Origin of the sequence: Micromonospora sp. CA-240977 (genome assembly GCF_050942285.1) — a bacterium.
Lineage (GTDB): Bacteria > Actinomycetota > Actinomycetes > Mycobacteriales > Micromonosporaceae > Micromonospora.
Map to the genome: position 1 here is coordinate 74,265 of NZ_CP192055.1, position 19,549 is coordinate 93,813.

Here is a 19,549-nt window from a genome sequence, read left to right on the forward strand (position 1 = left end):
CGGGTGGCGGAGCCCCTGGCCGGCTTGCGGCGGGGCCCAGACGACGAGATGAGTGACGCCGACGTGTCCGGCGTCGGGTCGGTGGTGAGCCGACGTCCCCGACGCCGACGGGTGGTCATCCTGGGCGTCGTCGCGCTGCTGCTCGCCAGTGTTCCCTGGCTGTGGACGACGCTCGCCGCCCGCGGCCACGTGTACGCCGAGGCCGACGCGCCGACCGCCGACGTGGTGATCGTCCTCGGTACCGCAGTGGCGGCCGATCGGCAACGGCCCAGTGACCGGCTCGCCGGCCGTCTGGAGACCGCCGCCGAGTTGGTGACCAGCGGACGGGCCAGGGTCGTGCTCGTGTCGGGCGACGGAGGCGGCACGTCGGGTGACGAGCCAGCGGTGATGACGGCGTACCTCACCGGGCTCGGTGTCGAGGCGCGTCGCGTGGTGGCCGACCCCTTCGGCCTAGACACGTACGACAGTTGCGCCCGAGCGCGCGAGGTGTACGGCGTCCGGCGGGCCCTGATCGTGACCCAGTCCTTCCACCTGTCCCGGGCGGTGACGCTGTGCCGGCAGCTCGGCCTCGACGTCGACGGCGTCACCGCGCGGTGCGACGGTTGCGGACGGCTCATGTACGTCGAGAAGTCGGTCCGGGAGTATTTTGCCAGCGGCAAGGCGGCGTGGGACACGGCCCGTGGTCGCCCGCCGGCGATCCGCTCGCCAGCGGATCCGGCGGTGCGGGACGCGCTGCGCGGCCAGGGCCAGGGTGCTGACCGCTGATCGAGCGGCGGAGCCTCAGGTGGTGGCGAAGGCCGATCGGCGGCGGGCGTCGACCTCGGCGGCCAGCGCGGGCGCGCGCTCCAACGCCTCCTGGTGACCGCAACCGGCCAGCCAGTTGGCAAGCATCAGGTGGCCGCCCTCGGTGAGCACCGACTCGGGGTGGAACTGGACGCCCTCGATGGGAAGGGTCCGGTGCCGCATCGCCATCACCACGCCGGAGCCGGTCCAGCCGGTGACCTCCAGTTCGCTCGGGAGCGTGTCGGGCAGCACGGCGAGGGAGTGGTACCGGGTGGCGGTGAACGGGTCGGGTAGGCCGGCGAGCACGCCGACGGATTGGTGCCGTACCTCGGAGGTCTTGCCGTGCAGCAGCTCGGGTGCGCGCGCCACGGTCGCCCCGAACGCCTCGCCGATCGCCTGGTGACCGAGGCAGACACCGAAGATCGGCAGCTCCCCCGCGTACCGGCGGATGACGTCCAGGCAGATGCCGGCCCGGTCGGGGCTGCCCGGCCCTGGTGAGAGCAGGATGCCGGCCGCGCCCACCCTGCCCACCTCGTCGACGTCGATCTCGTCGTTGCGGCGGACCTCGCAGGCCACGCCGAGCTGGCCCAGATACTGCACGAGGTTGAAGACGAACGAGTCGTAGTTGTCGATCACCAGGATGCGCATTGTCACCTGCTCGGGGAGGGCGGCGCGGGGTTGTTCTGGTCGGTGTCGTACGGCAGCTCGTGCTCCTCGCCGGCCGGGGTGTCGCCGATCGCCGGGGCGCTGTCGCCCGACTCCACGGGGACGCCGGACTCGACCTGCACGTCGTCGAAGGGCAGCAGCGGCTCGGCCCAGGGGAAGGCGACATACCAGAGCAGGGCCACCGTGGCGGCCACCAGCAGCACCGAGCCGATCAGCTTTCCGGCCAGGCCGAAGGGAAGCTTGCGCCAGATGAACGCGTACATCGGGTCAGCCTCCCAGCTCCGCCGGGCGGCCCGCCGACTTGGGTTGGGTGCGGTCCAGCTCGGCGTGGATGATCAGGCGTTGGTAGTTGTCGAACTTCGGGTTGCACGTGGTCAGGGTGAGCATCCGCTTGGTCGGCTTCTTGTCCGGCTCGCCGGGCACCGGCGCCACCACCTCGACCTGGGTGGGCCGGACGATCCGCGACCGCGACACCAGGTAGATGTACCAGTCGGTCTTGGTCTCGACGACGATCGCGTCGCCCTCGTCGAGCTCGTCCAGCCGCCAGAAGGTGGCCCGGTTGCGGTGGCCGGCGACGGAGAAGTTGCCCACCTGGCCGGGCAGGGCGCTGCCCGGGTAGTGGCCCGGGGCGAAGCGGATGTCCTGCTGGGTGACGCCCTCGACCACTACCCAGTTCTTGTCGAGCTTGGGGATGTAGAGGCCGGCGAGCGGCTTGCCGCGTACCGGGGGCGACGGTTTGACGCTCGGGCCGACCGACGGAGCGACGGTCGGGTCGTCGGTAGGGCCCCACGCCTGGTTGAGTGCCCTGTTGAGGTCGTTCTGGTGGGCGTCGACGATCGCCGACTTGCCCCACACCTCGTAGCCGGCGAAGAGCAGCACCACCAGGCCGAAGGTGATCAGGATTTCGCCGGTGACGCGGACACCGCTGCGGATTCGGGAGCCGAGCGACGGGCGGGTGAGCTCGGAGTAGACGCTCTTGTAGCCCTCGCCGGTCTGGTGCGGTCGGAGTTGGACCACCCGCTCGCCACGCCGGGGCCGGGGCGGCTCGCCGGGGTTGTCGCCGCCGGTCGGCTCCTGGGGGCCTGCCGTGCGGGGAACGGCACCCATCAGCGCTGTCGAGTCCATTGTTGGTGGGCGGGTGGTGGGGGTGCCGGGCACTGTGGGAATCAACGCGGTGGCGGCCGGGTCGGCGACGCGATCCGGCCCGGTGGCGGGGGCACGGCCCGGCCCGGTGGCGGCGGCACGGGTCGGCCCGGCGGACGACGAGGCATCCGGACCGGACGCGGACGGAGCGGCAGGGGAGCCGGTCGGGCGTGCGGGCCGGGCGGCGATCTGGGGGATGAACGCGGTCGGCGAGTCGGCGAGCGGTGGCGCCGGAGGGCCGGACGGGGCCTGCTGACCCGGCGTGCCGGAGGTCGTCGGCCGGGTCGGCCTCCCACCGGGCGTGCTCAGGGGAGTCCCGGTGGCACCTGACGCGCCACCGGTGGCCGGCGCTGCCGGATGGGTGGGCGCCGCGGCCCCGGGCACCGGTCGGGTGGACGGGCCGGTGGGCGTGGGGGGTCGGATCGGCCCCGGGTTGCCCGCCCCCGGCTGGCCGGGCGCGGGCACACCGTCGAACCCTCCGTGCGGGCCGGGTCGGGGGGCGGTGCTGCCTGGCCACGGCGGGGGTGCGTCGACACCCCGGGGGTCGGGGACCGGGTCGGCCGGGCGGGGAGGCTCAGGCGTGGCCGGCGGTCGCGACGCCTCGGGCCGGGTGGGCAGCATCGGCTCGGGCCAGTTGCCGGCCGAGGTCGGCCGAGCCGGTGCCGGCTCGGGCCGGTCGACCTTGGGCAGGAAGGCGGTCGGATCCTCGGCCTGGTCCCGGTGCCGCCCGTCGCGACGCTCGTCCGGCGCGCTCACTCAGGCACCGTGGCCGAGCGTAGGGAGGTCGAGTCCTCGAATGCTGGGACTCGCACCGTGGATGCCGTTTCCTTGTAGCCGAGCTGGTAGTCGTCGACCGCGTCCTTGAACCACTGGACTCCCTGAGAGCTGGCGAGGGCCTGCTGGAGGGCAGCGGGATCGCCGATCGCTACGATCTTGAACGGTGGGGAGTACACCCGGCCGTGGAGCAGCAGGGTGTTACCGACGCAGCGTACCGCGCTGGTCGCGAGCACGCGGACGTTCATGATTGACATGGCTTCCGCTCCGCCGGCCCAGAGCGCGTTGACCACCGCCTGCACATCCGCCTGGTGCACGACCAGGTCGTCGTTGTCGGCGTCGGACTGGGTCTGGTCGAGCTGCGGCGCGTCGTTCAGCTCGACAGTGACCCCGGGTCCGGCGAGGGCGGTGAACCCGGCGGCCTGGAGGCTGCCCTGGGCGCGATCCTGCTGATCCTTGATCGGGGCGTCCGAGCCGGCCAGCGTGTTGGTCCGTTGCTGGACCTCGTCGCGCAGCGTGGCGGCCCGGCGTTCGCTCGCCGCCACCTGCTCGCGTCGGTCCTCGATGAGCTGGTTGAGCTGGGGCCGTCGGTCCTCACGCAGCGCGGTGCCACCAGCGGTGGTCGCGGTGGTGGTGAAGAGCAGCCCCGCCGCGGCGGCGATCAGGGGCACTCCGATCGACCAGCCCGGTCGGCGTTGACGCGGTCGCCGGGGCAGTAGCCCGGCGGCGGCCCGTCGGAGGACCTTCTGCCAGGAGGTTGCGCCGGATGTGTACTCCACCGAGCGTTCCTTCCGCGTCTCGGGGATCGGTCCGCCCCGGCTGGGCCGGTGATGCGAACAGTCCCGCCTTTTTCGGTCACTCCGTGCACCGGCCTGACCCCATTCATGGTCCGGACGGGCAATCGGGACTACGCTAGCTGTCGAACATTATTGGCCATGGACCGTCGCCCCCGCGCCCGGTTGTCAGGCCGGACGAGGTCGTCACCCCTCTGGAGAGCGTCGTGCCCAAGTCTCAGGTCCGCAAGAAGAAGGTGTACACCCCGCCGACGGACGTTCGTCCGACGACGGCGGCGTCGACGCGCAAGCCTAGCCCGGTGTGGTTGCCCGTCACCGCGGTCGCCTTGATCGTCGTCGGCATCGGCTGGCTGGTGCTCTACTACCTGTCCGAGCAGGAGTACCCGGTCATGGCGTGGGGTTACTGGAACCTCGCTGTCGGCTTCGGCGCGATGGTCGCCTCGCTGGCGTTGCTCTCCCGCTGGCGCTGAGCCGGCTCGGGGCCGTCGCGTCGGCGGTCCCACGTCACCCCAGCGTGCCCCTGCCCGGCAGGATCGGGTGGGGCCCCCTATGGTGTCCGCAGGCAGCGTGGCCTACTGCGAGATGACTCACGTTACTGCTGGGTAACCTTCGCGTAGGCTGCATTGCATGACCGAGCAGAGCGAGGTCATCAGGCAGCAGACCGGGGAGGCCAACTCGATGGGCAGCGTCCAGATCGTCACCACGATCCTCGCGGCCGCCATCACCGCCGTTGCGGTGTGGCTTGCGGTGCGTGCGGTCCTGAAGATGGTGGCAGTCATCCGGCTCGGGCAGCCCGCACCGGAACGGTTCACCGACAAGGTCGCTCGCGCCAGGACCATGCTTGTGGAGACGGCCGGCCACACCCGGATGCTCAAGTGGGGCGTGGTGGGCGCCGCGCACTGGTTCGTGATGGTCGGCTTCGTCGTGCTGTCGCTGCTGGTGCTCGAGGCGTACTTCGAGGTGGTCACCACGGACGGTGGCCTACCGGTCATCGGGCACTGGACGATCTTCGGCCTGGTCACTGAGATCATCGGGGTGCTGGGCCTGGTCGGCATCGTGGTGCTGATGGCGATCCGGCTGCGCAACCGTCCGACCCGGCCGGGCGGGCGGTCCCGGTTCACCGGCTCGACAATGTGGCAGGGCTACTTCGTCGAGTGGATCGTGCTGCTGGTCCTGATCTTCGGGTTCGTGATCCGGGGCTTCAAGGTCGCCACGGACCACTTCGAGTTCCCGTTCTGGGCCACCCCGGTCAGTCACGCCGTCGGTGCGGTGCTGCCCGACTGGGCCGACGGGGTCAGCGTCGCCGCCGCCATCAAGATCATTATCTCGATGACCTGGCTGATCGTCATCTCGCTGAACGTCACGATGGGTGTCGCCTGGCACCGCTTCCTGGCGTTCCCCAACATCTTCTTCAAGCGTGAGCCGACCAGGCCGGCCGGCTCCGGCCTCGGTGCGCTGCGCCCCATGACGAGCCAGGGCAAGCCGCTCGACTTCGAGGAGGCCGACCCCGAGAAGGACCAGTTCGGCGTCGCCCAGGTCGAGCAGTTCAGCTGGAAGGGCCTGCTGGACTTCAGCACCTGCACCGAGTGCGGCCGTTGCCAGTCGCAGTGCCCGGCCTGGAACACCGGCAAGCCGCTGTCACCCAAGCTGCTCGTGCTGAGCCTGCGCGACCACGCGTACGCCAAGGCGCCCTACCTGCTGGCCGGCGGCGGCAAGGACCTGACCGGCGAGGAGAAGGCCACCCAGGCGCAGCTCGCCCACCTGGACGTGCTGGCCCTGGCCGAGGCCGACAAGCCGTTGATCGGCACCGCCGAGGAGGGCGGTGTCATCGACCCGGACGTGCTCTGGTCCTGCACCACCTGCGGCGCCTGCGTCGAGCAGTGCCCGGTGGACATCGAGCACGTGGACCACATCGTCGACATGCGCCGCTACCAGGTGCTCATCGAGTCGAGTTTCCCCTCCGAGGCCGGCGTGATGCTGCGCAACCTGGAGAACAAGGGCAACCCGTGGGGCGCCCCGCAGAACACCCGCGAGGACTGGACCAAGGGTCTCGACTTCGAGGTGCCCCGGGTCGGCGAGGTGGACGACTTCGAATACCTGTTCTGGGTCGGCTGTGCCGGCGCGTTCGAGGACCGGGCCAAGAAGACCACCCGCGCGGTTGCCACGCTGCTCAACGAGGCGGGCGTGACGTTCGCGATCCTGGGCGAGGGCGAGACCTGCTCCGGCGACCCGGCGCGGCGGATCGGCAACGAGTTCGTCTTCCAGATGCTCGCCCAGCAGAACGTGGAGACGCTGAACGAGGCGTTCGAGGGCCGCGAGAAGGCCAAGCGCAAGATCGTCGCGACCTGCCCGCACTGCTTCAACACGCTGGGCAACGAGTACGGCCAGCTCGGCGGCGAGTTCGAGGTGGTCCACCACACCCAGCTGCTGGCCCACCTGGTCGCCACCGGCAAGCTCACCCCGGTGCAGCCGGTCGACGGCGGCGTCACCTACCACGACCCCTGCTACCTCGGTCGGCACAACCGGGTCTTCGCGGCCCCCCGTGAGGTTCTCGGTGACGCCATCGCCGGCGAGCTCACCGAGATGCCGCGCAACAGCGAGCGTTCCTTCTGCTGCGGCGCGGGCGGCGCGCGGATGTGGATGGAAGAGAAGATCGGCAAGCGGATCAACGTGGACCGGGTCGAGGAGGCCATGGCCACCGGTGCGAAGACGGTCGCCGTCGGCTGCCCGTTCTGCTCGACGATGCTCAACGACGGGGTCAACGGCAAGGGCGCCGGCGAGCAGGTAGAGGTCATCGACGTGGCGAGCGTGCTGCTCCGTTCGGTGAAGCCCGAGCAGCCGCAGGGCGGCAGGGAAACGGCGCCGGTCGGCGGCTGAGGCGCGTACCCCCGGGTTCTGCGCATCGACGGCGGCGGCCCTCAGGGTCCGCCGCCGTCGTGCAAGAATCTCGCCGAGGTGAGGCGACATCGACGGCCTACTCTTGACCGCGCTGTTGCCCCTGGTCGGTTTCGTTGCGCTGACCGCGGGCAACGCGTTCTTCGTCGCGGCCGAGTTCGCCCTGGTCACTGTCGACCGCGCGGAGATCGACAGGCGGGCCGCCGCAGGCGACCAGGCCGCCCTCACGGTACGCGCGGCGCTGCGTGAACTCTCCTTCCAGCTCTCCGGCGCGCAGCTCGGCATCACCATCACCGCGCTGCTCACCGGCTACCTGGCCGAGCCGGCCCTGGCGCGGCTCTTCACCCCGCTGCTGCGCCCGGTGGCCGGGGAGAGCACCGAGCGGTTCACCCCGTTCCTGGCGTTGGCCCTGGCCACGCTGCTCTCCATGCTCTTCGGCGAGTTGGTGCCGAAGAACGCGGCGCTGGCCCGGCCCATGCCGGCGGCGCTGGCCACTGCCGGTCCGATGCACACCTTCTCCCGGACGTTCGGCTGGCTGATCCGGGGGTTGAACGGCTCCGCGAACCGGCTGGTCCGGGCGCTCGGCGTCGAGCCGCAGGAGGAGCTGGCCAGCGCCCGCTCGCCGGAGGAGCTGGGCCTGTTGGCGGCCATCTCGGCTCGGGCCGGCGCGCTGCCGACCGACACCGCGATGCTGTTGCGCCGCACCATCCGGTTCGGCGACAAGCGGGCCGCCGAGGCGATGACGCCCCGGGTCGACGTGGTCGCGCTGCGCGCCACCGCCACAGTGGCCGAGCTGCTCGAACAGTCCCGGCAGACCGGGCGGACCCGGTTCCCGGTGTACGAGGAGACCCTGGACCTGGTGACCGGTGTGGCGGGGGTGCCCGACGCGCTGGGCGTGCCGCTGGCCGACCGGACGTCGACAGTTGTCGGCTCGGTGGCACGTGAGCCGGTGTACGTGCCGGAGAGCCTCAACCTGGACGGCGTGCTTGCCGCGTTGAAGGCGGCCGGGGCCGACCTGGCCATCGTTGTCGACGAGTACGGCGGCACGGACGGCGTGGTGACGATCGAGGACCTCGTCGAGGAGTTGGTCGGGGAGATCGCCGACGAGTTCGACCCGGCGAGTGTGGACGACGTCGACCCGGTCGAGCTGACAGTGCCCGGCGGCGAGCGCACAGTGCTTGTCGACGGGGTGCTCCGCTCCGACGAGGTGGCCGAGCAGACCGGTTTCCGGCTCCCCGAGGGGCCCTACGAGACGTTGGCCGGCTTCCTGATGGCCCAGCTCGGGCACATTCCGCTGGCAGGCGAGACGGTCGAGGCGGACGGCTGGGAGTTCACAGTGGTCGAGGTGGAACGACACCGGATCGAGCAGGTCCGGGTGTTGCGCCCGGCGGAACCGGACGACGATGACTGAGCTGCTGGTGACCGTCCTGCTGCTGCTCGGCAACGGGTTCTTCGTGGGCAGTGAGTTCGCGCTCATCGCGTCCCGTCGGACGGTGATCGAGCCGTTGGCCGCCGGGTCGAAGCGGGCCCGGTGGGCGTTGTCGGCGATGAACCAGATCCCGTTGATGATCGCTGGCGCGCAGCTCGGCATCACGGTCTGCTCGCTGGGCCTGGGCGCGATCGCCGAGCCGGCGTTGGCGCACCTGCTGGAGCCACCGTTCCACGCGGCCGGCCTGCCCGAGCGGGCGGTGCACCCGGTGGCGTTCGTGCTGGCCCTGGGCGTGGTGGTCTTCCTGCACACGGTCGTCGGTGAGATGGTGCCGAAGAACATCACGCTGGCCGGTCCGGAGGTCTCCGCACTCTGGCTCGGCCCGGCGATGCTGGCGTTCTGTGTGGCCACCAAGCCGCTGCTGCTGGCCATGAAGTGGGCGGCCCGCCGGGTGCTCGCGATCTGGCGGGTCGAGGCGTCGGAGGCGGTGAAGACGGTGTTCACCGCCGAGGAGTTGGCCGGGCTCGTCTCGCAGGCCCGCACCGAGGGGTTGCTCGATGAGGAGCAGCACGTCCGGATCACCGGTGCCCTGGCGCTGCACAGCCGCACCGCGGCGGACGCCCTCCAGCCGTGGTCGACGGTGGTGACGGTGGCCGAGGACGTCTCGCCGGCGTCGTTGGAGGTGTTGGCGACCCGGACCGGCCGGTCCCGGTTCCCGGTGGTGCAGCGGTCGACCCGTCGGGTGCTCGGCTTCGTGCACGTCAAGGACGTGCTCGGGTACGCCGGGCAGGGTCGCCGATCGCCGGTGCCGGCCCAGGTCTACCGGCCGCTGGCGGTGGTGCCGCCGGAGCGTACGCTGGCGGATCTGCTGCTGGCCATGCGCCGCGAACGGCGGCACATGGTGCTCGTCAGCGACGGCCGGCGCCCGCTCGGTGTGGTCACCCTTGATGACGTATTGACGGCAATCGTTGGTTGATGCGCCAATACCCTTGGTGTGCAAGCGGTTGCACGACAGTGACGGTTACCGCGCTCGCCTTGATTACCGCTCCGCGCTTCCCTAATGTGGGGCACCGACCGCTGTGGGTCGTCTGCCTCGGCCCTTCCCTCACGCGAGGCGCCCGGCGGTCGGTTGCAAAGGAGTCGGTGCCGGTGGCAATCATGCCCCCTCATCGTCACGACCTGAATGCGTCTGCTCGGCCTGGTGGTCTACGCCGGGCCGGTCATCGTCTGCTCGTCCTGGTCGCCGCCGCGGTGGTCGGCGCGGGCCTGCTCGCCGCCCCGGCGCACGCCGCGCCCACGGTCGACGAGATCGAAGCGCAGATCGACAAGAAGTGGGAGCAGTTGGAGCCCACCATCGAGCAGTACAACAAGGTCAGGGCGCAGCTGAAGGTAAATCGGCAGAAGTCGGCGGACCTGCAAAAGAAGATCGAGCCGCTGGCGTTGCAGAGCGAGTTGGCGCTCAACCGGGTCGGCGATCTCGCCTCCCGCTACTACATCTCGGGCCCGTCGCACGACATTGGCGCACTGCTGGTCAGCGCCAAGCCGGACACGCTCACCGAGCAGCTCACCATCCTCGACCGGCTGGCCGCGCAGGAGCGCAAGGAGGTCGAGGGCGTCCTTGCCGTGCGGGCCAAGTACGACGGCGAGAAGCAGAAGCTGGACACCCTGATCACCACTCAGACCAAGCAGCAGAACGAGCTGGCGGCCAAGAAGAAGCAGATCGACGCCGAGATCAAGCAGCTTGAGGCGTCGATGCCGAAGACCACGGTGGTGACCGCGGCCTGCCCGACCATCAACGGAGTGGTCAGCGCTGCCGCCCGCACGGCGATCAAAACCGCCTGCGGCAAGGTCGGCAAGCCGTACGTCTGGGGCGCCACCGGCCCGAACTCGTTCGACTGTTCGGGGTTGACCCAGTACGCCTACAAGGCGGCCGGGATCTACCTCACCCACCACACCGGTGACCAGTGGAACGAGGGGAAGGCCGTCGCGCGAGCCGATGCCCGCCCCGGTGACCTGGTCTTCTTCTTCTCCGGCCTGAGTCATGTCGGGCTGTATCTGGGTAACAACCAGATGGTGCACGCACCACGTGCCGGTAAACCGGTGCAGGTGTCGAGCATCAACACGATGCCCGTCGCCGGGTTCCGGAGACCCTGATCCACCACGTGCGACACGACGGCCCCCGGTCACCGACCGGGGGCCGTCGCGGTTCTCAGCGGGGTGCGCCCAGCGGGGACGGCAGGAGCTGCACGTCGGCCAGGTCGACGTACATGATGCGGTGGCCGAACTGGATCTGCGCGTACCGGTTCTTGCCGCGGATCACCGTCCAGTCACCTGGTGAGGAGCCGTCGATGGTGCTGGCCCGGTAGTACTCGCCCGGCAGCACCGCGCCGACGGCGTACCGCTGCCCGGCGGCCAGCGTGTACTGCAGTGGCGAGATCGTCTGGTAGGGCACTCCGGCCGGATAGGCCGCCTGCTCCGGGTAGGCCCGCCCGTAGACCGGGATGGTGGCCCGGCCGGGTTTCGGGGTGGCCACCAGGCCGACGGTCCAACTGGCGGTGGGCGCGGACGCCGGGTTGTGGAACCAGGCCCGTTGCCCGAGGTACCAGATCGCCGTCCAGTCACCCTGCCGACCGGCCAGCGCGTACGTCTGGCCGGCGGAGGCACGGGCGCCGTGGTCCGACACCTCCATGGTGTTCGGGCTGCCGTCCGGGCGGAGCGCGATGTCGTTGACAAGTGGCGCGTCCGCGGCCGGAGCGGAGCGCAGCACCACCGCCGAGGAGCCGCGTGGCGCGCACGGCACACCGGCGGTGACGCAGCCGACGAACGCCGGCTGGTTGGTGGCGAAGTCCGGGTCGATCCGGACCAGACCGGTGGCCGGGGTGCCGGTGTCCAACCGGGGCGCGTGCAGCAGCTCGAAGTAGTGGGTCCAGTCCCAGTACGGGCCGGTGTCCCAGTGCATCCCACTGACGTTCGCGGCGATGGTGCCGGGCACGTTGTCGTGGCCGATGATGTGCTGGCGGTCCAGCGGGACGCCCAGCCGCAGCGCGAGGTGCCGGACCAGCTTCGCCGAGGTCCGGTACATCGCCTCGGTGTACCAGGTGCCCTGCGCCGCGAAGCCCTCGTGCTCCAGCCCGACCGCCTTGGCGTTGACGTACCAGTTGCCGGCGTGCCAGGCGACATCCTTGGTCCGGACGTGCTGGGCGACGTGCCCGTCCACCGAACGCAGCGTGTAGTGCCAGCTCACGTAGGTCGGGTCCTGGACGAGTTGCAGGGTGGTGGCCCAGCTTCCCTCGGTGTCGTGGATGACGATGTACTCGATCTTCTGCCGGGCCGGCCGGTCGGACAGGTCGTGGTTGCCGTAGTCCCCTTCGCCGAACGCCGCGTAGGGCGCCGGGATCCACTCGCAGGAGATGGTCCGGGGGCATTCCAGCCCGTCCGGGCGGGCGAGTCGGCGCAGACCCAGTCGGTCCAGCCAGGAGCGCTCCGGACGGATCGCGCGGGCCGGCAGCGTGATCCGCTGGCCGTCGTCGGTCACCCGCGACTCGCCGGCGCCGATGGTGGTGAAGACCTCGTCGGCGAAGGCCGCCGCGGCGTCGGCGCTGTCCGCGCCGGCGTAACGGGCCACCGCGCCGTACCAGGTGGCCGGGTCGGTGCCGGCGCCGACCGGCGCGCCCAACTCCCGCTGGTACGAGGCCAGCAGCGCCGCCCCGCCCCGGATGTTGACGTCCGCGTCGGTGCGCAGCGCGTCGGGGGCCGCGCCGGTCAGGGCGGCGGCGGCATCCACTGTCTGCAACGCGGCGGCGGGTGGCGCCGGGTCCTCGGCCGGCCGGGGCGCGGGTGCCAGCGCGGTACGGGAGTCGTCGCCGCGCGGGTCCTCGGTGCCGGTGTCGTGGTGGCCCCCCACGGGCAGCGCGGCCACGTGTCGGGCGTCGGTCAGGTGCATGGGTCCGTAACCGCCGCTGGTGCTGGGTGTGCCGGCGTTGCTGTCCCAGCGGGACTCCAGGTAGGAGACGCCGAGCAGCACGTCGGTCGGTACGCCGTACTCGGCCGCCGCGGCGGCGTACTGCTGCTGGCGGTCGGCGGCGGGTGCGGCGGCGGCGTAGGTGGGTGGTGGGACCGCGGTCGCGGCGGCGACCACGGCGACGGCGAGCAGTGCGCGCCGGCCGGCGAGCAGGGTTGGATGGTGCATCGAACCCCCTAGATTTTCGCGGGTGAAGATGAGGCCACCTTCGCGCCGGCCGGGAGCCCGCGTCAATACCTTTCCATGTGTCGACTCGTCGGGAAAGAAATCTTCACGTACGGTCGGTGACCCTCTCCGATCGGTACGGAGTGTCACGGCCGCACGGGTTGCGGAGTGGTAACAAGCGTCTCTACTCTGGTCATTCGTCGGCCCGATAGCAGCTCCACCCAGCCCGGGTGGTAACGGACCGACACCGCCGAGTCGTTTCCAAACGAACCGGGGACCCATGTCCCTCGGGGTGAATCCGCAGCCACTGCGGTAGGGCGCCGACTTCCCGCCCGAACCCGTCAGCTAACCCGGTAGGCGGTCAGGAAGAAGGAGTACGGAACCCCGGTGGCACTCCATGCCCCGCGGCCGTCGTCCGAGCGGTCGGCACCAGCCGGCCCGATGTCGATCGCGCCGCGCCCACGCTGGTCCCGCTTCACCACCGCGCTCGCCGCACTGGCCGGCGTCGCCGTCGTCCTGACCGGCAGCGCCACGGCGGCCCACGCCGACCCGTCCGTCGCCGAGATCGAGCGCCAGATCGACGCCGACTGGAACAAACTCGAACCGATCATCGAGCAGCACAACGCGACCCGGATCGACCTCGCCGCCAAGCGCAGGCAGGCCCAGGCGCTGGCCGCCCGGATCGCCCCGCTGGAGCGTCAGGTCGACGCCGCGATGGACAAGGTCAGCGCTCTGGCCGTGCGCGCCTACAAGGGCGAGACCGTGCTGACCGTCAACGCGGTGCTGGGCAGCCAGTCACCCAGCGAGGTGGTCGGCCAACTCGAGATACTCGACCGCTTCGCGCACAACCAGCAGCAGGACATCCGCGAGGTGGCCGACCTGCGCGACGAGCTGGCCAGCCAGAAGGCGCCGCTCGACGAGATGGTGGCCCAGCTGACCCGCACCGAGGCTCAGCTGGCGGCGAAGAAGAAGCAGATCAACGAGGAGATCGACAAGCTGCAGAAGCTGCGCCTCAAGGTGTACGGCAGCGGTGGCGGCGGTCCGTTGCGCCCGGCGCCCTGCCCCGGCAGCTACCCCGGCGGCGCCGCCGGCACGGCTGTCAAGTTCGCCTGCGCGCAGATCGGCAAGCCCTACGTCTGGGGTGCCGAGGGCCCGAACTCGTACGACTGCTCCGGGCTGATGCTGGCCGCCTGGGCGAAGGCCGGGGTGTCCCTGCCGCACAACGCCGCCGCGCAGAGCCGCGCCACCAAGAACGTCAGCAGGGCCGACCTACGCCCCGGCGACCTGGTCTTCTACTACAGCGACATCCACCACGTCGGCATGTACGTCGGCGGCGGCTGGGTGGTGCACGCCTCGCAGGCCGGTCAACCGATCAAGATGAAGAAGGTCGACGACGGCCCGATCCACAGCTACGGCCGTCCAGGCTGATCGAGAGAGCTGACCGAAGGGCCCGCCGCGACGAGTCGCGACGGGCCCTCGTCGTCACGGGGTCAGCGGGTGGGCCAGGTGCGCCAGTGCTGCCAGGCGCGGCTCGGTGTCGGCCCCCGCTGCCCCTGGTAGCGCGAGCCGTAGACCGCCGACCCGTACGGGTGCTCGGCCGGCGAGGAGAGCCGGAAGATGCAGAGCTGCCCGATCCTCATGCCCGGCCAGAGGGTGATCGGCAGGTTCGCCACGTTCGAGAGTTCCAGCGTGACGTGACCGGAGAAGCCGGGGTCGATGAAGCCGGCGGTGGAGTGCGTGAGCAGCCCGAGCCGGCCCAGTGAGCTCTTGCCCTCCAGTCGGCCGGCGAGCTGGTCGCCAAGCGAGATGACCTCGAGCGTCGAGGCGAGCACGAACTCCCCGGGGTGCAGCACGAACGGCTCCCCGTCGGGCACCTCGACCGCCGAGGTCAGGTCGTCCTGCTGCATCGCCGGGTCGATGTGGGTGTAGAGGTGATTGTTGAAGACCCGGAACAGTCGGTCCAGTCGCACGTCGATGCTGGAGGGTTGGACCAGGGTGGGCTCGAACGGCTCCAGGCCCAGCGTGCCGGCCTTGATCTCGGAGACCAGGTCGCGGTCGGAGAGCAGCATCGGACCACCATAGCCGCGCCGCCGAAAGTGCCCGGATTCGGTGCCGGTGACCAGCGCGTCGAGGTCGCTGCTCGTACATTTGTTCGATAGAATGCTGGCATGGCTTCCTGGTCCGAATTCGCCGCCGACGAGCCCCGACTCGCCGACGGGATCCGCGTTCTCCTCCAGCAGTACGGGCCGGGCTTCGGCTACCTGGCCACCGTCCGCGCCGACGGCGGGCCCCGCGTCCATCCGGTCTCCCCGGTGATCACCGACGAGGGTCTGTTCTGCTTCATCATCGACTCCCCGAAGCGCCGTGACCTCGAGCGCGACGGCCGCTACGCGCTGCACTCGTTCCCTCCGGAGGAGAGCGACGACGAGGCGTACGTGGCGGGGCGCGCCCGTCCGGTGACCGATCCGGCGCGAGTCGCCAGGTTGGCGCAGGGCGCTCGCGCGGAGCCGCTGGTCGACTGGCAACTGTTCGAGTTCACCGTCGACGTGGCGATGCTGACGCGCCGCGAGCAGCACACCGCTGGCATTCCGGGCCTCGCGCCGGCCCGGCCGGCCGTTCGGGTCTGGCTCGACCCACGGGCCCCGTCGGCGGCGGCTGCCGCGCCGGTCGCCGTACCGCAGACCCGCCCAACCCGCCGCAGCCGTGACGTCCAGTGCACGGCCGCCTGACCACGGCCCAGCGACCATCGGTGCCGGCTCTGTACTGACGGAGCCGGCACCGCTGGTGAGCCCTCGACCGCCGCTGGCACCGACCCGTCCCTGCCGGCGCGGACAGGTGGCGGGCGGGGGTGCCTGGGTGCACAGGCTCGGCGACTCGGGTACAGTGGTGCCGCTTGCGGGTGTAGTTCAATGGCAGAACATCAGCTTCCCAAGCTGACAGTGCGGGTTCGATTCCCGTCACCCGCTCCACGCACGGAAGCCCTGGTCAGGACCGATGGTCCCGCCGGGGCTTCCGTAGTTTCAGAGGGCTGAAACAGGGTGGTGTGCCATTAGCCCGTCCCGTCGTCCTCGGCGACCGGTCGCGTCCGACGCCTGCTCGGCTTGAGGCTTCCCTAGGATCCGCGCTCTGCGACGGCGGGCCTGCCGGGAGTGGCCCCCGGGCGCCTGGCCGCCCAGACGTCCCGCGGTCCGGTGCGCGGGCTACCCGGCGGCGCAGCTGACGTTGTTGAGCGTGAACGCGATCGGCACCGCGTCGCTGGCCTGCCAGGTGCCCAGGACGCCGAAGACCACCGAGGCGCCCGGCGCCACCAGGGGGTTGTAGCTGGGGTTCCGGGCCGTGACGGTGGCACCGCTCTGCTGGACGGTGGCGGACCAGGACTGGACGATGTGCTGGTCACCGGGGAAGGTGAAGCTGAGCGTCCAACCGTTGATCGGCACGGTGCTGGTGTTCTTGATGGTGATCTGGGCGGTGAAGCCTCCCGGCCACTCGCTCCCGGTGCGGTAGCTCACGGTGCAGGGCACCGCCGGCGGCGGGTCGATCGGCACCGTGGCGGTCCGGGTGAGCAGGGCGCCGGTGGCGTCGTCCTCTACCCGGACCGTGACCTCCAGGCCGGTGGCCGTACAGCCGGTGGACACAAAGTAACCGTCGTGCCAGCTGAAGGTCGCGCCCGGATCGACGGTGACCGCCCAGCCTGGCAGCGAGGGGAGGGCCGGGCAGCCGGTGGGGATGCCGGGGGTGGAGCCGACGAACCGGGCGTAGATCGCCGTGGAGACCTGTTGCTGTTGGGCGGTGCAGTTCTGCCCGACGGCCGTGGCGGTGACGGCCTGGCCCGGAACCACCCGCGGCGGGTTGAAGGTGAGCGACTGGATCTGGACGGTACCGGCGCAGGCGTCGGCCGGGGCGGTCGCGCCGGCCGGGGCGGTGCCGGCCGGATCGGCCTGCGCCGCCGCTGCGGGGACGGCCAGTGCACCGGCGGCGCAGACGGCGGCCGCGGCGAGGGTCAGGAGCGTACGCAAGAGGGTCCTCCTGGGTGAGCCGGGGGATACGGGCGTCGCCAGTTGACCGCATCCATCAATATCTGTCAATTGATCGGATAGGCGGTCGTCTCCATCGCTGACGTGTTCGCGACACCCACGTCCGCTTGGTGGTTCAAACGCGTGCCATTAGCTCGGGCCGTCCGGGGTCACTCCAAGCCACTTGCCGGGCCGTCTAGCGAGGCCGGACGGCGACAAGCGCGGTTGCCTGCCCAGCACATCGAAGAGGTCATTCGACGAAGGTGCCATCCGGCATCATGATCTCGTCGCGCACCAGCGGAACGAACGCTGACCCGCCCCGGTCATCCACGGCCACCACCATGCGGATGCGTTCATCGCCGTCGTCGAGGGCGTAGCTGACCACGGTGTACCGCTCGCCGTCCTCGCCGACGATCTGGCGTATGTCCTTGTCGTCGAGCAGTGCGCGCCACTCGCCATAGCTGACGCGGTGCCATTCGGCCAGACGTGCATCGGCGAGCCGCGCCGCCGTCTCCTTGTTCAGCCCCACGTACTCAGCCTCCCACCCCAGACGACGCCCGCCCTCGGTCACGCGCCCGTACCGGCATCAATGGGCTCGTCGGATCACCTGTCTGAGATTGGGCCTGACGGCGGCGCTGCTCGGGTGAGGAGCGCTATCGATAGTCGGCGAACACCCGGCGTGCCACGCCATCAACTGTGACCGGGCCGCCATGGGGAAGGATCCACTGCGGTCGGGTGTGGCCGAATGGGATGCCGACGCAGACGACTGCCTCCGGGTTGTAGCGGGTCACCACGTCCACGACCGTGTCACGCTGCTGCTCACGTAGTCGTGCGCGATCCGCGGCCGCTGGTCGGCGGGCGTGGTCGGAGACCGGCGGACGGGCGACCAGCACCGCGTCGACGGCGCTGAGAAAGCCACGTTCACCAAGTGAGCGGACGATGAAGCCGACGTCGCGCGCGGGGAGGAGCTCCTCCGACGTCTCGATGACCAGCACCCCGCCCTGTAGGACCGCCGGAGCAAATGGGAAACGTCCCGCCGTCAGGATCCACTGGATGACCTCCAGGCAGCCACCCCAGGTGGGGCCGGTGACCGCGCGGCGCGGGCCGTGCCAACTCCACGGCTGCGTCGGTTCGCGCTCTCCGAAGGACGTCAACGCCCGCGGATCGGTCCATTCGATCCCGACATCCTCGGATTCGCCCGGATCGGTGATCTCCAGCCGTTCGCCGGTGAGTAACGCCGCTCGCAGCGACCGGGCGTGGATGTCGTCCACGGCCGGCCCGGGGCCGAGGTGCACCTGGGAGGAGCCGCCATAGAAGCTGGCGATGCCGAGGCCCCAGAGCCAGTGGTGCAGGTTGGTGTTGTCGCTGGTGCCGAGGAACGGCTTCGGGTCTGCTCGGGCGAGTTCGGCGTCCAGGTGCGGGATGACCGTGATCTGGTCGTCGCCACCGATGACGGCGAGGATGCCGCGTACCTGGGGGTCCGCGAAGGCGGCATTGATGTCCGCTGCGCGTGCCGTCGCGGTCGCACCGACCCTGCGGGTGGTCGGGTATTCGACGGGCACGAGGCCGGTCAGGTCGGCGAGCCGTCGCATGGCCTGCTCGTGAATCTCGGGGAACGCGCCAGCCGCGGCGAAGGACGGCGAGAGAATCGCGATCCGGTCGCCGGGTCGGGCCTTCCGCGGACGAACAAGCTCATGCTCCATGCCGAGATCCAACCGGGCGGCCCGTCAGTGCGCATCTCATTTCGAGACGGGTTCCAGGAGGATCACCGGGATCTCCCGGGTGAGCTGTCGTTGGTAGGCGGCGTACTCCGAACTGGCCGACACCATCAGCCGCCACAACTGCGGACGCTCCCCAGCGGTGGCGGGGCGCGCGTACGCGCTGAAGGTCTCCGTACCGACCTGCACCGTGACGTACGGGTCGGCGAGCAGGTTGAGGTACCACGCCGGGTGGTGCTCGGCACCACGGTTGGAGGCGGCCAGCACGTACCTGTCGCCGTCGCGTGCGTAGACGAGTGCGGTGCGGCGCAGTTGGCCGGTTCTTCGGCCCCGGGTCGTCAGGAGCAGGTCGTTCACTCCGGGCCGGGGCCGTCCGCCGGTCGCCTCGAAGCGGCGGATGTGCTCCGCGACCCAGGCGTTCGGGCTGTCGTGGACCTCGGGCATCACGCCTCCCGGATACTCGCGGCAGTGCGGTGGTGGCGGGGTTCCTCGATCTCGTCGACGAGGGCGATGGCGAAGTCCGGGTAGCTGATCCGACTGGTCGGGTCGCCGTGTTCGGCGAGCCGGTAGTGGCCGGTGCGCGTGCCGTCGTGGTCGAAGTCACCGGCGGGCGCCAGGTACACCCAGTCGAGGTCCGAGGTTCGAAGCTCGTCGAGGCCCGCCGCGTGGCCCAGGTAGAAGGACCGGTACTCGTTCGGATAGCCGGGCTCGTCCATGAGCGCTGCACCGGACGCCCCGGGCATGATCGAGGCGAGGCCGACCACCACCAGGCGACGTACGCCTGCCGTGGCCAGGCCGGTGGCCAGGGCGCGCGACGACGCGGTGAAGAAGTCGTGCGGCGGCATGGTCAGGTCGACGGCGGCGCTTATGGCGGCGTCGTGCCCGGCGGCTGCCCGCGCGATGCTCCCGGCGTCGACGACGTCGCCGGCGACCACACGTACGTCGACCAGGTCGCTGTGCCCGGCCGGGTCGCGCACCACCGCGGTGACCTGGTGGCCGCGTCGGCGCGCCTCGGCGGTGGCCCGTCGTCCGGCTCGGCCGCCCGCGCCGAAGACCACGATCCTCATGATTCACGCCTCTCCGTGGAGGCCGGAGCCCTCCCGCTCGGCCGGTTCGCCGACGCTATCGAGGGTCGTGGTTACCGCCGG

19 protein-coding genes, 1 tRNA gene and 1 riboswitch are annotated in these 19,549 nt (G+C 70.8%); of the genes, 9 read left to right on the forward strand and 11 right to left on the reverse strand.

The genetic code is table 11. The features are described from left to right. Positions 1-3 precede the first annotated feature (3 nt). The gene (locus ACQPWW_RS00365; RefSeq protein ID WP_433128002.1) at positions 4-765 is read left to right on the forward strand and encodes a SanA/YdcF family protein; all 762 of its coding nucleotides are present in this window, start codon (positions 4-6) and stop codon (positions 763-765) included. Positions 766-780: 15 nt separating this feature from the next. On the opposite strand, the gene ACQPWW_RS00370 is transcribed toward ACQPWW_RS00365, so the two are convergent. The 4 genes from ACQPWW_RS00370 to ACQPWW_RS00385 are packed head-to-tail and all read right to left on the reverse strand — an operon-like array spanning position 781 to position 4,145. Further along, on the reverse strand, positions 781-1,431 hold the full coding sequence (locus tag ACQPWW_RS00370) for an aminodeoxychorismate/anthranilate synthase component II (RefSeq protein WP_433128003.1): 651 nt from the start codon (positions 1,429-1,431) through the stop codon (positions 781-783). Positions 1,432-1,433: 2 nt separating this feature from the next. Next, positions 1,434-1,712 carry a hypothetical protein gene (locus tag ACQPWW_RS00375; RefSeq protein ID WP_433128004.1) on the reverse strand — a complete coding sequence of 93 codons (279 nt, stop codon included), beginning with the start codon at positions 1,710-1,712 and terminating at the stop codon, positions 1,434-1,436. A 4-nt stretch (positions 1,713-1,716) separates the two neighbouring features. Further along, complete coding sequence (locus ACQPWW_RS00380; RefSeq protein ID WP_433128005.1) at positions 1,717-3,348, reverse strand: class E sortase; 1,632 nt, start codon at positions 3,346-3,348, stop codon at positions 1,717-1,719. Continuing rightward, a complete protein-coding gene (locus ACQPWW_RS00385) occupies positions 3,345-4,145 on the reverse strand; it encodes a DUF881 domain-containing protein (RefSeq protein ID WP_433128006.1) in 801 nt (266 codons plus the stop codon). Before ACQPWW_RS00385 ends, ACQPWW_RS00380 begins: the two co-directional genes overlap by 4 nt. 221 nt (positions 4,146-4,366) lie before the next feature. Between ACQPWW_RS00385 and ACQPWW_RS00390 the strand changes: the two genes are divergently transcribed. The 5 genes from ACQPWW_RS00390 to ACQPWW_RS00410 all read left to right on the forward strand — a co-directional run bounded on the left by ACQPWW_RS00390 (position 4,367) and on the right by ACQPWW_RS00410 (position 10,638). After that, entirely contained in the window at positions 4,367-4,630 is a 264-nt protein-coding gene (locus ACQPWW_RS00390; RefSeq protein WP_355028490.1) for a cell division protein CrgA, read from the forward strand. 208 nt (positions 4,631-4,838) lie between these two features. Beyond that, a complete protein-coding gene (locus ACQPWW_RS00395; protein WP_433134772.1) occupies positions 4,839-7,037 on the forward strand; it encodes a (Fe-S)-binding protein in 2,199 nt (732 codons plus the stop codon). Between the two features lie 103 nt (positions 7,038-7,140). Then, on the forward strand, positions 7,141-8,466 hold the full coding sequence (locus tag ACQPWW_RS00400) for a hemolysin family protein (protein ID WP_433128007.1): 1,326 nt from the start codon (positions 7,141-7,143) through the stop codon (positions 8,464-8,466). Then, positions 8,459-9,460 (forward strand): hemolysin family protein, encoded by a 1,002-nt coding sequence (locus ACQPWW_RS00405; protein ID WP_433128008.1) that lies wholly within the window; start codon positions 8,459-8,461, stop codon positions 9,458-9,460. Before ACQPWW_RS00400 ends, ACQPWW_RS00405 begins: the two co-directional genes overlap by 8 nt. A 167-nt stretch (positions 9,461-9,627) precedes the next feature. Next, positions 9,628-10,638, forward strand: a complete 1,011-nt coding sequence (locus tag ACQPWW_RS00410; RefSeq protein ID WP_433128009.1) for an NlpC/P60 family protein — start codon at positions 9,628-9,630, stop codon at positions 10,636-10,638. 55 nt (positions 10,639-10,693) lie between these two features. Here ACQPWW_RS00410 and ACQPWW_RS00415 read toward each other — a convergent pair whose 3' ends face one another. Further along, on the reverse strand, positions 10,694-12,673 hold the full coding sequence (locus ACQPWW_RS00415) for an N-acetylmuramoyl-L-alanine amidase (RefSeq protein ID WP_433128010.1): 1,980 nt from the start codon (positions 12,671-12,673) through the stop codon (positions 10,694-10,696). A 235-nt stretch (positions 12,674-12,908) separates the two neighbouring features. Further along, positions 12,909-13,044, forward strand: a riboswitch (cyclic di-AMP (ydaO/yuaA leader). A 67-nt stretch (positions 13,045-13,111) separates the two neighbouring features. Here ACQPWW_RS00415 and ACQPWW_RS00420 point away from each other — a divergent pair. Next, complete coding sequence (locus ACQPWW_RS00420; RefSeq protein ID WP_433128011.1) at positions 13,112-14,098, forward strand: NlpC/P60 family protein; 987 nt, start codon at positions 13,112-13,114, stop codon at positions 14,096-14,098. 62 nt (positions 14,099-14,160) lie between these two features. Here ACQPWW_RS00420 and dcd read toward each other — a convergent pair whose 3' ends face one another. Then, a complete protein-coding gene (gene dcd, locus ACQPWW_RS00425; protein ID WP_433128012.1) occupies positions 14,161-14,739 on the reverse strand; it encodes a dCTP deaminase in 579 nt (192 codons plus the stop codon). Between the two features lie 99 nt (positions 14,740-14,838). Here dcd and ACQPWW_RS00430 point away from each other — a divergent pair, with 99 nt between their 5' ends. Then, positions 14,839-15,399: a pyridoxamine 5'-phosphate oxidase family protein gene (locus ACQPWW_RS00430; RefSeq protein ID WP_433128013.1), complete on the forward strand. Its 561-nt coding sequence runs from the start codon at positions 14,839-14,841 to the stop codon at positions 15,397-15,399. A 166-nt stretch (positions 15,400-15,565) separates the two neighbouring features. Continuing rightward, positions 15,566-15,639, forward strand: a tRNA-Gly gene (locus tag ACQPWW_RS00435). A 231-nt stretch (positions 15,640-15,870) separates the two neighbouring features. Here ACQPWW_RS00435 and ACQPWW_RS00440 read toward each other — a convergent pair. The 5 genes from ACQPWW_RS00440 to ACQPWW_RS00460 form a co-directional block, all read right to left on the reverse strand. Next, positions 15,871-16,686 (reverse strand): cellulose binding domain-containing protein, encoded by an 816-nt coding sequence (locus ACQPWW_RS00440; RefSeq protein WP_433128014.1) that lies wholly within the window; start codon positions 16,684-16,686, stop codon positions 15,871-15,873. A gap of 247 nt (positions 16,687-16,933) precedes the next feature. Then, positions 16,934-17,212, reverse strand: a complete 279-nt coding sequence (locus ACQPWW_RS00445) for a hypothetical protein (RefSeq protein ID WP_433128015.1) — start codon at positions 17,210-17,212, stop codon at positions 16,934-16,936. Between the two features lie 124 nt (positions 17,213-17,336). Then, the gene (locus tag ACQPWW_RS00450; RefSeq protein WP_433128016.1) at positions 17,337-18,386 is read right to left on the reverse strand and encodes a S66 family peptidase; all 1,050 of its coding nucleotides are present in this window, start codon (positions 18,384-18,386) and stop codon (positions 17,337-17,339) included. Between the two features lie 36 nt (positions 18,387-18,422). Continuing rightward, positions 18,423-18,845 (reverse strand): nitroreductase family deazaflavin-dependent oxidoreductase, encoded by a 423-nt coding sequence (locus ACQPWW_RS00455; RefSeq protein ID WP_433128017.1) that lies wholly within the window; start codon positions 18,843-18,845, stop codon positions 18,423-18,425. Further along, positions 18,845-19,468 (reverse strand): NAD(P)-dependent oxidoreductase, encoded by a 624-nt coding sequence (locus ACQPWW_RS00460; protein ID WP_433128019.1) that lies wholly within the window; start codon positions 19,466-19,468, stop codon positions 18,845-18,847. Before ACQPWW_RS00460 ends, ACQPWW_RS00455 begins: the two co-directional genes overlap by 1 nt. Positions 19,469-19,549 lie beyond the last annotated feature (81 nt).